Source organism: Novosphingobium sp. AAP93 (assembly GCF_001296055.1).
Taxonomy (GTDB): domain Bacteria; phylum Pseudomonadota; class Alphaproteobacteria; order Sphingomonadales; family Sphingomonadaceae; genus Novosphingobium.
On the sequence record NZ_LJHZ01000092.1, the window covers coordinates 45,547 to 60,975 of the forward strand.

The 15,429-nt window shown below is 66.5% G+C and carries 14 protein-coding genes; 6 read left to right on the top strand and 8 right to left on the bottom strand.

The genetic code is table 11. The features are described 5' to 3' along the window. Positions 1-11: 11 nt before the first annotated feature. From IP83_RS13915 to IP83_RS13930, 5 genes are read right to left on the bottom strand one after another with little or no spacing between them, the layout of a single operon-like run. Positions 12-995: an NADPH:quinone reductase gene (locus tag IP83_RS13915; RefSeq protein WP_054122830.1), complete on the bottom strand. Its 984-nt coding sequence runs from the start codon at positions 993-995 to the stop codon at positions 12-14. Continuing rightward, the gene (locus IP83_RS13920; protein WP_054122831.1) at positions 995-1,789 is read right to left on the bottom strand and encodes an SDR family oxidoreductase; all 795 of its coding nucleotides are present in this window, start codon (positions 1,787-1,789) and stop codon (positions 995-997) included. The genes IP83_RS13915 and IP83_RS13920 overlap by 1 nt, the downstream gene beginning before the upstream one ends. A gap of 3 nt (positions 1,790-1,792) precedes the next feature. Continuing rightward, positions 1,793-1,909, bottom strand: coding sequence for a cytochrome bd-I oxidase subunit CydX (gene cydX, locus IP83_RS19635; RefSeq protein WP_072380472.1), 117 nt, complete (start codon positions 1,907-1,909; stop codon positions 1,793-1,795). A 16-nt stretch (positions 1,910-1,925) separates the two neighbouring features. Continuing rightward, positions 1,926-3,074, bottom strand: a complete 1,149-nt coding sequence (gene cydB, locus IP83_RS13925; protein WP_054122832.1) for a cytochrome d ubiquinol oxidase subunit II — start codon at positions 3,072-3,074, stop codon at positions 1,926-1,928. A gap of 12 nt (positions 3,075-3,086) precedes the next feature. Next, complete coding sequence (locus tag IP83_RS13930; RefSeq protein WP_054122833.1) at positions 3,087-4,676, bottom strand: cytochrome ubiquinol oxidase subunit I; 1,590 nt, start codon at positions 4,674-4,676, stop codon at positions 3,087-3,089. A gap of 84 nt (positions 4,677-4,760) precedes the next feature. On the opposite strand from IP83_RS13930, the gene IP83_RS13935 reads away from it, so the two are divergent. The 3 genes from IP83_RS13935 to IP83_RS13945 all read left to right on the top strand — a co-directional run bounded on the left by IP83_RS13935 (position 4,761) and on the right by IP83_RS13945 (position 8,313). Beyond that, complete coding sequence (locus IP83_RS13935) at positions 4,761-6,287, top strand: ATP-binding cassette domain-containing protein (RefSeq protein WP_054122834.1); 1,527 nt, start codon at positions 4,761-4,763, stop codon at positions 6,285-6,287. Continuing rightward, entirely contained in the window at positions 6,284-7,876 is a 1,593-nt protein-coding gene (locus IP83_RS13940; RefSeq protein ID WP_231625055.1) for an ATP-binding cassette domain-containing protein, read from the top strand. The genes IP83_RS13935 and IP83_RS13940 overlap by 4 nt, the downstream gene beginning before the upstream one ends. 65 nt (positions 7,877-7,941) lie before the next feature. Further along, positions 7,942-8,313 (top strand): EthD domain-containing protein, encoded by a 372-nt coding sequence (locus tag IP83_RS13945; RefSeq protein WP_054122835.1) that lies wholly within the window; start codon positions 7,942-7,944, stop codon positions 8,311-8,313. Here the strand turns inward: IP83_RS13945 and IP83_RS13950 are convergent. Both IP83_RS13950 and IP83_RS13955 read right to left on the bottom strand, forming a co-directional pair. Continuing rightward, the gene (locus IP83_RS13950; protein WP_082364711.1) at positions 8,289-8,966 is read right to left on the bottom strand and encodes a TetR/AcrR family transcriptional regulator; all 678 of its coding nucleotides are present in this window, start codon (positions 8,964-8,966) and stop codon (positions 8,289-8,291) included. The two genes, IP83_RS13945 and IP83_RS13950, sit on opposite strands and share 25 nt — an antisense overlap. A 65-nt stretch (positions 8,967-9,031) precedes the next feature. After that, complete coding sequence (locus IP83_RS13955; RefSeq protein WP_054122837.1) at positions 9,032-9,877, bottom strand: AraC family transcriptional regulator; 846 nt, start codon at positions 9,875-9,877, stop codon at positions 9,032-9,034. 110 nt (positions 9,878-9,987) lie between these two features. On the opposite strand from IP83_RS13955, the gene IP83_RS13960 reads away from it, so the two are divergent. From IP83_RS13960 to IP83_RS13970, 3 genes are read left to right on the top strand one after another with little or no spacing between them, the layout of a single operon-like run. Further along, positions 9,988-10,779, top strand: coding sequence for a phytanoyl-CoA dioxygenase family protein (locus tag IP83_RS13960; protein WP_054122838.1), 792 nt, complete (start codon positions 9,988-9,990; stop codon positions 10,777-10,779). Positions 10,780-10,787: 8 nt separating this feature from the next. After that, positions 10,788-12,308 carry an alpha-amylase family glycosyl hydrolase gene (locus IP83_RS13965; protein ID WP_231625056.1) on the top strand — a complete coding sequence of 507 codons (1,521 nt, stop codon included), beginning with the start codon at positions 10,788-10,790 and terminating at the stop codon, positions 12,306-12,308. After that, positions 12,305-14,479, top strand: coding sequence for a GH92 family glycosyl hydrolase (locus IP83_RS13970; protein WP_054122840.1), 2,175 nt, complete (start codon positions 12,305-12,307; stop codon positions 14,477-14,479). The genes IP83_RS13965 and IP83_RS13970 overlap by 4 nt, the downstream gene beginning before the upstream one ends. Here the strand turns inward: IP83_RS13970 and IP83_RS13975 are convergent. After that, complete coding sequence (locus IP83_RS13975; RefSeq protein WP_054122841.1) at positions 14,476-15,336, bottom strand: enoyl-CoA hydratase; 861 nt, start codon at positions 15,334-15,336, stop codon at positions 14,476-14,478. The genes IP83_RS13970 and IP83_RS13975 overlap by 4 nt on opposite strands. Positions 15,337-15,429: the final 93 nt, after the last annotated feature.

The following is a 15,429-nucleotide window of genomic DNA, read 5'->3' on the forward strand; positions in this document are numbered from 1 at the left end:
CACATGGCTGTTCAGGAAATCGTGATCACCGCATTCCCGATCAGCCCGCCGGATTCCACCGCCTCATGCGCCTTGGCGCTGTCCGCCAGATCGAACTTGGCGGCGATCGCATGGCTGAGCGCGCCTTCCTCCAGCGCGGCGTCAAGCCTTGCGAGCATGCGTGCGCGTTCCGGCGAGGAGAGCAAGTAGATGATCAGCATACGCAGCGTGACGTTGCGGAACATCAGCGGGTAGAATGGGAGCTTCGGTTCCGCATCCGCCATCGAACCGTAAGCGGCGATCACCCCGCCTTCACCGATCACGGCGGAGGTCACCGGCAGGTTTCCGCCGAATTCCACCTCGACCACGCGGTCGACCGGTTTGCCATGGTTGGCTGCAAGAATAGCCGCCGCGACATCGCCCTCGCGGTAGTTCACCACCGCATGCGCGCCAGCAGCCTCAGCCGCTTTCGCCTTTTCGGGGCCACTCACCGTCGCGATGACCTTGGCGCCGCCCCAGCGGGCGAGCTGGATGGCGTAGTGGCCCACGGCGCCGGCACCACCCGTTACCAGAACAGTCTGCCCGGTGACGTCACCATCGGCGAAGACGGCATGGCAAGCGGTCGATGCAGGGATGCCAAGACAGGCTCCGGCCTCGAAGCTGGTACCCTTGGGCAATGACACCGCCTGTGCCTCGGGCAGGGAGACATATTCGGCGCAGGTGCCGAAGGGCCGCCGATAGGCAGCGTTCCACACCCAGACCCGCTGTCCGATCCGCGCAGGCGATACTCCCTCCCCAACTGCGTCGATCTCGCCCGCGCCATCGGAATGGGGGATGACGCGCGGGAAAGCGATGGGTCCGCGCAGTCCGTCGCGGGACTTCACGTCTGACGGGTTCACGCCCGATGCGCAAAGCCGCACGCGCACTTCGCCAGGACCGGGCTGCGGGGTTTCCATCTCCCCCAGCCGCAGCACTTGCGCCGCGGGCCCCGTCGTTTCGTACCAGACCGCGCGCATCAAGCCTCCATATCCAGCGACAGGCTCTCGGTATGGCCGTCGATCGCAAGTGCCTGCCCGGATATGCGGGCTCCGGCGGGTGACATCAGGTATTGCACCATGGCCGCCACGTCCTCCTTTGTTGCAAAGGTGCGCAGCGACGTCTGCCGCTTGTATTCGCGCTCCACTTCATCAGTCGTGAACCCTCGCTCCGCCGCATCCGCCGCAATCACGCGGTCGATGCGCGGACCTTCCACACTGCCGGGGCAGATGGCGTTGACCCGGATGCCTTCGGGCCCAAGTTCCATCGCGAGCGTCTTGGTCAGCCCGATCAGCGCCCACTTGCTCGCGACATAGGGCCCCCTGAGCGGGCAGCCGAAGAGGCCGGCGGTCGAGCTCATGCAAATGATGGCGGATCCGGGGGCACGGCGGCGCAGCAATGGAATCGCGCTGCGGGTCATCAGGAAGGTGCCATTGAGATTGACGTCGATGGTGGCGTTCCACGCGTCGATGGGCTGGTCCTCCAGCCGCGCGGTCGGACCGGAGATGCCTGCATTGTTGACGAGGAGATCGATGCCCTCGGCGCCTCGGGCCGCAAGATCAGCCTCGACCCAGGCATAGAACCGGGCAACCGAAGCCGCATCGCTGACATCGCACACCGTGGCGACGAGGTCTTCCCGTCCGCCCAATGCTTCAATCGCATCTGCGTCCTGATCGCCGGCGTAGACCCGCCAGCCATCAGCGCAGAGCGTTTCGGCAATGGCCAGCCCAATGCCGTTCGCCGCCGCCGAGATGACCGCAATGCGTTCCTTCATGCGTCAGTCCTGCACGGTCTTGTCACCGGCGGGGTCGGAGTGAAACTCGTGCCAGATGCCGTTGAGGATCGCCACGCTCACCGCAAGACCAAGCCCGAGAATCCATGAAAAATACCACATAGGTGCTTGCTTTCGCTCAATACATGTCAGGGTTGAGGCGGACTTCCTCCGCGCCCACACGCCCAAACATCACCCGGTAGGCCCAAGTCGTGTAGGCCAGCACGATCGGCAGGAAGATCAGCACCACCACCAGCATGATGAACAGCGTGAGGTGGCTGGACGACGCGTTCCACACCGTCAGGCTGGATGCCGGATCGATGGCGCTGGGGAGGATGAAGGGGAACATCGAAAGGCCGACCGTCGCAATGATGCCCACAGCCGCCATCGACGAACCGGCAAAGGCCAGTGCATCCCTCCGCCGACGCAGGCCCGCGAACGCCACCAGCGGGCCTAGCAGGCCAAGCAGCGGCGCAGCGATCATCCACGGATGCGCGCTGTAGTTGTCGAGCCATGCGCCCGGCGCTGCCATCGCACGGGCAAGGTGCGGGTTGGACGGGCCAGCCGTATCGACCATATCGGCGACGCGGAAGCCAAGGCCGCCCCATGCGACATAGGCCCCGCCTGCGGCGAATAGCGCCAGTACCAGCACCGCCGCACCCGCACCGTATTGCCGCGCACGGTGCTGGACCGGCCCCGGCTCCAGCTTCATCGCCAGCCAGCCCGCACCGTGGAGCACCAGCATCGCCACCGAGAGCAGGCCGGCGAGCAGGCTGAACGGGGTGAACAGCCCGAGCAGCGAGCCTTCGTAGGTCGCCCGCAGATCGCCATCGAGGCGGAACGGCGCACCGAGCAGCACGTTGCCCACCGCCACGCCAAACACCAGCGCCGGGACCAGCCCGCCTGCAAACAGCGCCCAGTCCCATCGCGCGCGCCAGGCCGGGTCAGGCCGTTTGGAGCGATACTTGAACCCCACCGGCCGCAGGATCAGCGCCGCCAGCACGAGGAACATCGCGAGATAGAAGCCCGAGAAGCTCACCGCATAGACATAAGGCCAGGCCGCAAAGATCGCGCCGCCGCCGAGGATGAACCACACCTGGTTGCCTTCCCACGTCGCGCTCACGGTGTTGATCACCATGCGGCGTTCAAGGTCGCTCCTTGCGACGAACGGCAGCAGCGCCATCGCTCCGAGGTCGAACCCGTCGGTCAGCGCAAAGCCAATCAGCAGCACGCCGATCAGCGCCCACCAGATCAGCCGCAGCGTCTCGTAATCAAGCGGCAGCGCCATCGCGCCTCTCCTTCATTCGGCGGGAACGCTGTGGAACGGATTGGGCGTGGCGGGCGGCGGCACCGGATCGCGGCGCGGCTGCCACGGCGTATAGCCCTCCGGCCCATGCCGGATCGCCGACAGCATCAGCCGCACCTCGATCACCGCGAGTGCGCTGTAGAGCAGAGTGAAGCCCGCTATCGTCGTCCAGATTTGCGCAGGTGTCAGGCTCGATGCGCCAAGAAACGTTGGCAGGACGCCGTCAACCGCCCACGGTTGGCGTCCGATCTCGGCCACCAGCCAGCCCAGTTCTGCTGCAATCCACGGGAGCGGAATGATCAGCACGGCGCCGCGCAAGAACCACTTGGCGTTGAAGCGCCGCGTATTGGCGAGCACCAGCGCCGTCGCAAAGAATGCGATGAACAGGAAACCCAGCGCCGCCATGCCGCGAAACAGCCAGAACAGCGCGGGCACGCTGGGCACGGTCGACCATGCCGCCTTGTCGAGCGTCGCCGCATCGGCCTTGCGCGGGTCCGCCACGAAACGCTTGAGCAGCATGGCATAGCCGAGATCATCCTTGGCGCTCTCGAACTGCACGCGAGCGGCGAGATCCTTCGGGTTGGCCTTGAGCTTTTCCACTGCATCATAGGCGACAAGGCCGTGCTCGATGCGGGTGCGCGCGTGCGCGACCAGCGGGTAGATGCCCTCGACTTGCCCCGTCAGGCTGCGCGTGCCGATGATGCCGAGGACATAAGGGATCTTCACTTCATAAAGCGTCTCGCGTCCCGCGTTCGACGGCAGGCCGAACACCGCGATCCCGGCCGGTGCCGGTTCGGTGTGCCATTCCGCCTCGATCGCAGCGAGCTTCATCTTCTGGTTGTCGGTCAGCGTGTAGCCGCTCTCGTCGCCCAGCACGACGACCGACAGCGCCGAAGCAAGCCCGAACGCCGCCGCCACCGCGAAGCTGCGCTTGGCAAGCTCAAGGTGCCGACCCTTTAGCAAGTACCACGAGGAGACGCCGAGCACGAACACGCTGGCGGTCACGTAGCCGGCGCTGACGGTGTGGACGAACTTGGCCTGCGCGACCGGATTGAAGACGACGTCGTAGAAGCTGGTCACTTCCATGCGCATGGTGACGGGGTTGAACGCCGCGCCGACAGGATGCTGCATCCAGCCATTCGCGATCAGGATCCACAGCGCCGAGAAATTCGAGCCGACTGCCACCATGAAGGTCGTGAACAAGTGCTGGCGGGCGCTTAGTTTGTCCCAGCCGAAGAACATGAGGCCCACAAATGTCGCCTCGAGGAAGAAGGCCATCAGCCCCTCGATCGCCAGCGGCGCGCCGAAGATATCGCCCACATAGTGCGAGTAGTAGGACCAGTTGGTGCCGAACTCGAACTCCATGGTGAGGCCGGTCGCGACCCCCAGCACGAAGTTGATGCCGAAGAGCTTGCCCCAGAAACGGGTGATATCCCGCCAGATGGGGCGGTCGGTCATCACATAGACGCTTTCCATGATGACCAGAATGAACGACAAGCCAAGTGTGAGCGGCACGAACAGGAAATGGTACAGCGCGGTCAATGCGAACTGCAGCCGGGAAAGTTCCACCACTGCCATATCCATCGCTTGTACCCTTTCGTGGCCCGCGCCTAGAGGCAGAGCCGAGTCTGCCACTGCCGTCCCCTGCCCATTAACCGAATCCAGATCATGAAGACAGCCAAAGCGGCAGGCCTTGCCTGGACATCCGATAGTGTGGGCGCTGCGCTTTTTGCATGGGGTGCCGCGGGCGCCCTGGAAGCGCGGTTGCAAGGGACAGCGGGCATCGCCGCCGGCGCCGCGCTGATGCTGCTGGGCGGCCTGCTGCGGCTCGCCAGCCAGTATGGGGCGCAGATCATCGGCTTCGACGAAGGGCGCACGCTTGCCCGGTTGCGGCGCGCTGCGCTGTTTCCGCAGCTCGTCTCGCTGGCCGGGCCTGCCGCTCCGGCACTGGGGGCGACCGCGACGCTGGGCATCGATCACGTGGCCGCCGAGCAGGCCCGCGCGGCGCGTTTCGATCCGGTGCGGCATTCGGCCAAGCTGGCCCCCCTGCTGGTTGTGCTGATCGTCGCGCTGCAGAGCCGGGTAGCCGCGCTGATCCTGTTCCTGACGCTCATCCCGTTCGTGATCGGCATGATCCTGGCGGGCGGCGCGGCGCGGCAAGCGGCGGACCGGCAGATGGCGGCGATCACCGCGCTTTCGGCGCTCTATGTCGACCGCATCCGCCACTTGCCGATCATCCGCCACTTCAGTGCGGAGGAGCGCGTCGCGCGGGCCGCGGGCGGCGCGGCGCAGGATGTTGCCGAGCGCACGATCGCAGTGCTGCGCGCGGCGTTCCTTTCGAGCGCCGTGCTCGAATTCTTTGCGGCGCTGAGCGTTGCCTTGGTGGCGGTCTATTGCGGGTTCGCGCTGCTGGGTCTGCTGCCGTTCACCCCGCCGGAGCAGCTCGATTACCGCGGAGCGTTCTTCGTGCTGGTGATGGCGCCGGAATTCTACCTCCCGATGCGCCGCCTTGCGGCCGCATACCACGAAAAGCAGCTGGGCGAGGCAGCGGAAAAGGCGCTGGCCGAGGTGCCCGAGCCTGTGAATGCGGCAGCCATGGCGGACAAGGTCTCGCTTCGGGATGTTGTGATCGCGTGGCCGGGTCACTGCATCGCGCCGGTCAGTTTCGAGCTTGGCGCGTCCGGCCTTGTCTGCGTGACGGGACCGACCGGGAGCGGCAAGACCAGCCTGCTCGCCGCGATTGCCGGGCAAGTCATGCCGAGCGAAGGCACGCTGGAAACCCGCCCCGCAGAAGCCATCGCGTGGGCCGGACAGGTGCCGCTGCTGCTGCCGACGACGCTTGATGACAACCTTCGGCTGGGCCGCCCCGAGGCTACGGATGTGGAAGTGGCCGAGGCGGTGCGCCGGGTCGGCCTCGATGCCCTGCTTGCGCGCCGCAATGCCGGACTTGCCACGCCCATCGATCACCACGGCGCATGGCTTTCGGGCGGGGAGCGGCGGCGGCTGGGCCTTGCCCGCGCATTGATCGCGGATCGCCCGCTGCTTCTGGCGGATGAGCCGACGGCCGATCTCGATATCGCCAGCGCCGAACAGATCATCGCGCTGCTCGTTGCGGAAGCCAAGCGGCGTGCGGTGATCGTCGCGACGCATGACGAGCAGCTTGTCGCCCACGCAGATCAGGTGATCGCGCTGTGATCGCGGCGCGCTTTCCGCTGCCGCTGCCGCCGCGCGTCAAGGGCCGCATCGCGCTGGGCTTTGCTGCCGCTCTGGCTGCAGGGGTGGGCGGACTGGTCCTGCTTGCCCTCTCCGGCTGGTTCCTCACCGCGGCGGCATTGGCAGGTGCCAGCGGCGCTGGTGCCATTGCCGCCTTCAACTACCTGATCCCTGCCGCCGCGATCCGGGGCCTCGCCGTCGTGCGTACGGCGGCCCGTTATGGCGAACGGCTGTGGAGCCATGAGGCTGCGCTCCATGCCCTTGCCGGCTTGCGCGGCATACTGTTTGCCCGGCTTGCCCATGCCGACGCGCGCAGCGCGCCGGACCTGTCCGGCGGCGATGCCAGCGCGAGGCTGATCGGCGATATTGCCGCGCTCGAAGACCTTGTGGTGCGGCGGCCCGGTATCCCGGCGGCCTTCGGGACAATGCTGGTCGGGCTCGCTGCCGTCGCGCTGGCGGGATGGCTGGCTGCGCTGCTGCATGTGGCCGCACTCGCGCTGCTCCTCGCGGCGCTGGCGCGCTTGCCGGTGCGCCTCAGCGCCGCGCCGGCTGCCGAAGCGGCTGCGGCAACCGCTGGACTGCGGCGCATGCTGGTCGATTATGCTGCAGCCCGCAGCGAGATCATCACTTATGGCTTGGCGGACCGCGTGACCGCCCAGCTGGTGGCGCAGGCGGACCGGCTGGATGAGGCGCAGCGCCAGCTGGCACGGATCGAAGCGGCGAGCAGCGGCCTGCTGATCCTCGGCAGCGCAGTGGCCGCCGGGGCGACCCTGCTGGTCAGCACGGCCTCCGCGCCGATCACCGCACTGGCCATGCTCGCCGCAACCGCAAGCGTCGAGGCGGTTGCCGCCATCGCCCGCTCCAGCGCGCGCGAGGCAGCTGTCACCGAGGGCACCGAACGGCTGCGCGTGCTGCTGGCGCTGCCGGTGCCTCAGGGCAAGGACACGCCGGCAGCAGCGGCCGCCTTGCCGATCGGGCTCGGCCAGGCCCTGTTCGCGCCGGCAAGCCGCATCGCGCTGACCGGCCCGTCGGGTTCGGGCAAGACACGCGTGATCGAAGCGCTCGCCGGTCTGCGCGCGCCTGCACATGGGCTTTCGCTTGGCGACCAGGGACTTGCGGCGCTTTCCGAGACGGCCATCCGCGCCCAGACCGCGCTCGCGCCGCAGGAGCCGATGCTGATCGCCGGGACGGTGGCGGACAACTTGCGCCTCGCCCGGCCCGGCATCGACGCACCCGCGATGGAGCTGGCCCTGCGCACGGCACAGCTCTGGGACCGGATCATGCGCATGCCGCAGGGTCTGGATAGCGTGCTCGGCGAGGACGGCGGCATTCTCTCGGGCGGCGAACGCAAGCGGCTTGCTCTGGCCCGGGCGCTGCTGGCCGAGCGCCCCTGGCTGCTCCTCGACGAGCCGACCGAGGGCCTCGATGCTGCGACCGAGGCTGCACTTGTCACCGCGCTCGGTACGTGGCTCGATGCGACGGGCACCGGGCTGCTGATCGCCTCGCACCGCCCGGCGCCGCTGGCATTGGCGGGACTGCAGGTTCCGGTCGAGGCGATCCCGGCCACCTAACCTATTCGTCAGCCGCCGGGCCTGCAGGAATGGGATAGAACTGCCTTGCGAAAGGGGAGACCCGCATGACCGTGACTGTCCTCACGCTGCTCAAGCGCCGCGCCGATATGAGCAAGGCCGATTTCATCACCTATTACGAGGCGCATCACCGCCTGATCGGCGAGAAGGTGCTCGGCCCCTGGGCGATCCGCTATGAGCGCAAGCATCTCCATCCGCTGGACGGTACCGATGTCGACCATGATTTCGATGTCGCCATGGAGATCGAGTTTGCCGACGAGGCCGCCATGGCCGCCTGCTTCGCCGCGCTCGCCGAGCCGGATACGCGGCGCGAGATCACCGAGGACGAGGAGCGCCTGTTCGAGAGGCCGCGCATGCGCGTCTACCGCGTGGAGCAGCACCGCTCCGACATGCCTCAGACCACTAGCTTGCCGGCATAGACCTGCCGCAGCACTTCGTCCGAAAGGCGCTGGGTGCGGCGGGTGCGCGCATCGCCGAACACCGGTTGCTGGAGCAGCAGGCCCATGTGGACCACGTTCACGAAGTCGCTGGCGAGCTTCATCTGCTCCCACTGGTCGCGCCAGTGCGGAAAGGCCTCGATCATCTCGGCAATCCACACTTCGTCAAAACGGCGCGCGACGGGGCCGAAAAACTGATCCAATTCGCGGTCGGTGCGTGCTGCCACCGCCAGTTCCAGATAGGCTGCATATTCGCGTGTCTGCACGCTGCGCCAGTGCGCAGCGGTCGCGATCTCGAGCCGCTCGGATTCTGCGGCGTCCTTCATTCTCTCAAGGTAGTCCTCGAGAAACAGGCGCATGCGTTCAAAGAACACGTGCTCGACGACCGCGCCGACAAGCGCGATCAGGGTTGGAAAATGGTGGTGCATCGCGCCTCGCGAAACGCCGGTGCGTTCGACCACTGCCTGCGTGGTGAGGCCCGCAAAACCGTTCTCGACGAGGCAATCGATCGCCGCTTCGATGATGCGCAGCCGGGTGCGCGCGCTCTTCCGCTGCTGCCAGCGCGCAGGCGTTGCATCGGGGCCCGGCGGCTGCAGCGCATCAAGGACGCGCATCTTGGTCTTCGATCCGGTCACCGCCCCATCCTTGGCCCATCCTTGGCCCATCCTTGGCTCATCCTTGCCCCGTCAATGCCGCGATCCTACCCGCTTGCCCCCTTGCCAACCAGCAACATCTTGCGATGCGCACTGGGACTGACGCCAAAGGCCGCGCGGTAACACTGCGAGAAATAGGCGTGCGAGGCAAAGCCGGTCCGATAGCCGATCTGCGAGACCGCAAGGTCGCCTGTCGCCAGCATGCGCGCGGCCTGCTGGAGGCGAAGGCGAGTCTGGTAAGCGACAAAGCCGCTGCCGAAAGTCTTCGCAAACAGCCGGGAGAAATAAGAGGGCGAAAGGGCGCAGCGCGAGGCGGCTTCGGCGAGCGTGAGCGGCTTGTCGGGAAACCGCTCCCAGTGCAGAAGCAGCGGCCGGAAATGCGCGAGCCCGGAGACTGTTGCCTGGGCGTCTCCACTCTGTTGGCCGAAAGCGCCAAGGAGGGCGAGAAGCAAGGTTTCGAGCAGCAAGCACACCTGCGGTTCGGGCGCCTGGTCCGCAAGGCTCGCGGCCAGCCAGTCCAGCAGCAGCGTGATGCGCAGTGCGGCCACCGGTTCCGGCGCTGCTGCGCAGGCTGCGCGTGGGAGTGCGGCGAGCGCAGGGTCGATGGCCCGCGGATCGAACTGCACCAGGGTCCAGTTCCGGTCGCCGGGCGCGAAGGCGAAATCGTGGATGGCCATGCCGGGCGCATAGAGCACCGCACCCGGCGCAAAGGGCCATTCGCCCGCTTCGGTGATGAAACATCCGGTGCCTTGCTTCATGAACACGAGTTCGGCGGGTCCGTGGAAATGGAGGAAGCGTTCCGGCAGGGGATCAGCGGCGCGCTGCACCACCCGGTCGATGCGTACCGAGCGTCCGAGCGGAAGCGCGACAGGTTCGGACAGAGCAGGCAGCATGACAAGATATTGATAGCTTATCGCGGGAATGCCCACAATCTCGCCGCATGATATCCGCTTATCTGACAGGTATAAACAGCTCCGCTCGCAATCGGACTGAAAACGCTGCCATGCTGGATATGCCCTTCACCATCGCCGAAGATGTGATTGCCCACTACCGGAACGACGGCTTCGTGCGTTTGCCGGGCCTGCTCGATGCGGAGGAACTGGCCCACTACGGTGCCGAAATCACCCGGCTGACGCTGGCACTCAACACGCAGGTCAAGCCGCTGGAAGAGCGCGAGACCTACGACCGCGCCTTCCTGCAGGTGATGAACCTGTGGCGCTCCTCCGAGGAAGCGCGCCGTTTCGTCTTTGGCAAGCGGCTGGCGGGCGTCGCGGCGCAGCTTCTGGGTGTGAAGGCAGTGCGGCTCTATCACGACCAGTCGCTCTACAAGGAACCCTCTGGCGGAATCACGCCGGCGCATGCCGACCAGTACTACTGGCCACTTGCGACCGACCGCGCGGTCACGGCCTGGATTCCGCTCCAGACGGTGCCGCTGGAGATGGGGCCGCTGGAGTTTTATGCCGGGAGCCATCGCAGCGAGATCGGCCGTGATCTGCCGATCTCGGACGAAAGCGAGGCGCGGATCACGGCTGACATGGAAGCGCAGGGCTTCCCGATCGACCGCGCGGCCTATGCGCTGGGCGATGTCAGCTTCCATGGCGGATGGACCTTCCACCGCGCGGGACCGAACCGCAGCCGGGAGCCGCGTTCGGTCATGACGATGATCTACATCGATGCGGAAATGACCGTGGCCGAGCCGGTGAACCGGATGCAGCAATCCGATCTGGCGCAGTGGCTGCCGGGTCTGCAGCCGGGCGATCTTGCTGCCTCGCCGCTCAATCCGTTGCTGCTGTGATCCGGTGGATGATCGCGCTGGCGGCCCTGCTTGGGTCGGTCGGGTCGGCGCAGGCGCGGCCGGAGATGGTCTACCACATCTTCGTGCGCAGTTTTGCCGACAGCAATGGCGACCGGCAAGGCGATCTCGACGGCATCCGTCAGCGGCTCGGCTATCTTGAGCGGCTCGGCGTGACCACGGTCATGCTTACCCCGCTCTACCCCTCGCAGTTCTATCACAACTATTTCGCCGACGACTTTGACGGGATCGATCCCGAATTCGGTACCATGGCTGACTTTTCGGTGCTGGTGCGCGATGTGCACCGGCGGGGGATGAAGATCATTCTCGACGAGGAAATCCAGTACGTCTCCGACAAGCACGCGTGGCGCATGGAATCTGCAGGGCATCCAGAAAGCCCTCATGGCAAGTTTCTGCTCTACCGCGATGCGACCAACCGCGCGCCGGTGCCGACCTTGCTCGGGACCAACGACTTCAGCGCATGGCCTGGCCAGAAGCGGCAGATCTTCACGGTCAATCTGGCTGAACCGGCGGTCAAGTCCTGGTTCGCGCGCTACCTCTCACGGTGGGCCGATCCCGACGGCGATGGCGATACTGCGGACGGGGTGGACGGTTTCCGGATCGACCACATGATGGACGATCTCGACAATGCGGGCGTGCTGAAGTCGCTCCTGGCCGATTTCTGGGCGCCTGTCATCGCGCAGCTCCATGCGCTGAATCCCCGGCTTACCGTCACCGCCGAGCAGGCCGATTGGGGCGATGGCGCAGCGTTCTTCGCCAAAGGCGGCGTGGACCGGGTGTTTGCCTTCCCGATCTGGAGCGCGGCGGGAAAGCTTGACCCTGCAGCCTTTGCCGGCGCCATCACCTGGTCGAACGTCGTGGTGCCCGCAGGCCGCAGCCAGCTCGTTTTCATCGAGAACCACGATACGCAGCGCTTTGCCGATGGCGCCGCACGGCGGGGAGAGATCCTCCGGCTCGGTGCGGCCATCACCATGCTGACCGGATGGGTGCCAAGTATCTACTACGGACAGGAAATCGGCATGTCCGGCAGACAGACCGACGCCTATCCGGGCAGTGCCGATGCGCGCGACATTCCGCTGCGGCAGGCTATGCGTTGGGTGCCTGATCCGTTGGCTGCGGGGAACGCGGCATGGTATCGGCAGTTCCGGGATGCGTACAATACGCCCGACAGCAATGGGCCCGGCGACGGCGTTTCGGTGGCTGAGCAGGACAAGGCACGCAGCTCCCTGCTGAACACCTATCGGTCCCTCGCCGCCTTGCGCGCCCGCTGGCCGGCCTTGGGCGAAGGTACGACGCGGGTGGTGAGGCAAGAAGGCAGTCTGGTGCTGATCGAGCGCCGCACGGCAGGGAACGAGGCGCTGGTACTGTTCAACTTTGCCGATTTGGCAGCCAGTGCAAGACTCCCGATAGCACGCGATGCCGTTCGCCAATACGGTTCGGCGCGCCGTGGCAACAGCGGGCTGACAACGGCTCCCGCCTTTTCCGCCACTGTCTGGACCATGAAGCCATGATCGACCGCCGGACCTTGCTCGCCATGGCTGCCGCTGCCTGTGCATCGCCCCTGTTCGGCCGAGCGGAGGAGGACCGCGCGGGCCTGGTCGATCCCTTCATCGGCACCGACGGCACCGGGCACACGTTCCCGGGGCCGAGCCGCCCGTTCGGCATGATCCAGCCGGGGCCGGACAATGCAGCTTCCGGGTGGGATTTCACCTCCGGCTACCAGTATCGCGCGCCGCGCATTCTGGGCTTCTCGCAAAACCGGGCGAGCGGCACGGGCATACCCGAACTCGGCGATGTGCTGCTGCAACCGGGCATCGAGCGGCGCGAGGACTTGTCCAGCACATATGCCAAGGCCAGCGAAGTTGCGCGGCCGGGGTACTATGCCGTCACGCTGGCGGACAATGGCGTTCGGGTGGAACTGACCTCGACCTTGCGCAGCGCCTTCCATCGCTACCGCTTCGCGCGCGGCGGGCGGGTGTGGCTGCTGGTCGACCTGCAGCACGGCCTGACCTTCCGGACCGACCGGCAGCCGGTGCAATCGGTCGGCAACAGCTTCAGCGCGAACGCCTTCGAGGGTGAGGCCGTGCGGCAGAACTGGACGAGCCGGCACGTGGCATGGTCGGTGCAGTTTGATCAGGCGATTGCAGCGGTTGAAACGCTGCCGCCGCGCGCCGGAGATGCCGCGCCGCGCTATCTGCTGGGCTTCGATCTGGGAGCAGATGCCGTGCTTCAGGCGCGCATCGGGCTTTCGACAACCGACCGCGACGGCGCCCGGCGCAACCGGGACGAGCGGGGCGGCTGGGATTTCGATGCGGTCGCCGCGGAGAGTCGCAGCGAGTGGAACACGCTGCTGGGCCGGGTGCGGATCGAGGCACAGGAGGAGCAGCAACACATCTTTGCGACCGCGCTCTATCACCTGTTCCTGCACCCGTCCGTGGTGAGCGATGTCGATGGCCGGTGGCGCGGACCGGACGGCAGCGTGCGGCAAGCGGCAAAGGGGCTGCGCTACTCGACATTGTCGCTGTGGGACAGCTTCCGGGCGGCCAATCCGCTCTACACGCTGCTGGTGCCGGAACGCGTCGACGACTTCGTCAACACGCTGCTCGATCACTGCGATGCGGCGGGCAGGCTGCCGAAATGGCCGATCTGGGGCGGTGAGACCGGCACGATGATCGGCGAGCCCGCGCTGCCGGTGATCGCCGATGCCTGGGCGAAGGGTTTTCGCGGGTTCGACGGCCGCCGCGCGCTGGCGGCGATGGTCGCGACCTCGACGCGCGATGCGGGGCCGCTCTATCCCGGTGACGATTCCCTATCGGTCTGGTCGCTCCATGACCGCTACGGCTATTATCCCTTCGATCTCGTCAGAGGCGAGGCCGTATCGCGCTCGCTCGAGGCCGGGATCGGCGATGCGGCGACCGCGCGGATGGCGGCGATGCTGGGCAAGCCCGCCATGGCCCGCCGTTTTGCGACCCGCGCCGGGGGCTGGCGCATGCTGATCGATCCGGAAACCCGCCTCGCCCGTGGGCGTGACAGCAAGGGCCAGTGGCGCGCGCCGTTCGATCCGCTGGTGCCGACATCGCCGCTCAACAACCCAGGCGACTATACCGAAGCCAATGCGTGGCAATACACGTGGACGCCCGCGCTGCATGATGTTTATGGGCTGATCGCGGCATGGGGCGGCAAGGCGGGCCTCAAGGCCATGCTCGATCGCTTCTTCTTCGGCCTCCCCGCCACCAAGGGCGCCGAGTTTCTCGGGCAGGAAGCGATGATCGGGCAGTATGCGCACGGCAACGAGCCGAGCCACCACATCGCCTGGCTCTATGCCTTCACCGACACCCCCGAGGTCGGCCACCGCCTGGTCGCGCGGATCGCGCACGATTTCTACCGCGACAGTCCCGCCGGGATCCTGGGCAACGAGGACGCCGGGCAAATGAGCGCATGGTATGTCTTTGCCGCGCTCGGGTTCTACCCGGTCGATCCGTCGAGCGGGACTTATGTCGCCGCCGTTCCGCTTGTGGACCGCGCAACCATCGCGGTCCCCGGCCATCACGCGCTGGTGATCGAACGCCGGGGTGCAGGCGACCGGCTCAAGGCCCTGCGACTTCAGGGCCATGCCGTGCCGCCCACCCGCATGCCGCACGGCGCGCTGGCGGCGGGCGGACGGCTGGTGTTCGAAACCTAGTCCTTCCGGCTCGCCCGCGCCTCACGCCTGATGATGTCCATGCCATCGGGATCGACCAATTGGCCATGCAGCGCGAAGTTGTTGGCGTGGCCGAACTGGTGGAGGTTGAAGGCGGACTGCACCGCATTCCACAGGCCCATCGCGTCCATCGACTGGTTGACGCTCATCTTCGCGGTCTTGAGCCCGATCGCGGGGCGCGAGGCGATCTTCTCCGCAATCGCCAGCGTGCGGCTTTCGAGCTCGGCGCGCGGGACGACTTCGCTGACCATGCCAAGCGTCCTGGCTTCTTCGGCGCCGATGGGCTCGCCGGTGAACAGCATCTGCTTGGCGCGGCGGTGGCCAATTTCGAAGGCGTGGACGAAGAACTCGTGACCGTTCATGCCGAAGGCGACGACGGGATCGGAGAACTCGGCATCGTCAGAGGCGATGATCAGGTCGAACGGCCAGATCAGCATCAGCCCGCCGGCGATTGCCTTGCCCTGCACCGCCACGATGATCGGCTTGGGCAGATTGCGCCAGCGCCGGCAGAACCCGAGGTAGACCTCCTGCTCGCGCGACATGTGGCCCTGCGGCCCCTTTTGGCGATAACCCCCGAAGCCGAGCACCGGCGGACGCAGCTCGCCGATCTTCACGCGGTCGCTGAGATCGTGGCCGGAGGAGAAGTTCTTGCCCTCCGACGCGACGATGACGACGTTCACCTCGTCGTCATCCATCGCGATGTCGAGCGCCTCGTTGATCTCGTAGAGCATGCGCAGGCCTTGCGCGTTGTGCTTCTCTGGCCTCGCGAGGGTAATGCGAGCCACGCGCGATGCGGGCCTGTCGTAACGGATATCCTCGAAAGCCGGCACTTCGCTCATTCTGGCATTCCCTCTGCTGCGCGCGAACAGAGCAAGGCATGCAACGCCTCCCGACATTAGAAAATGCCCGTTTCTGACAGGCCTTCGCCGCTG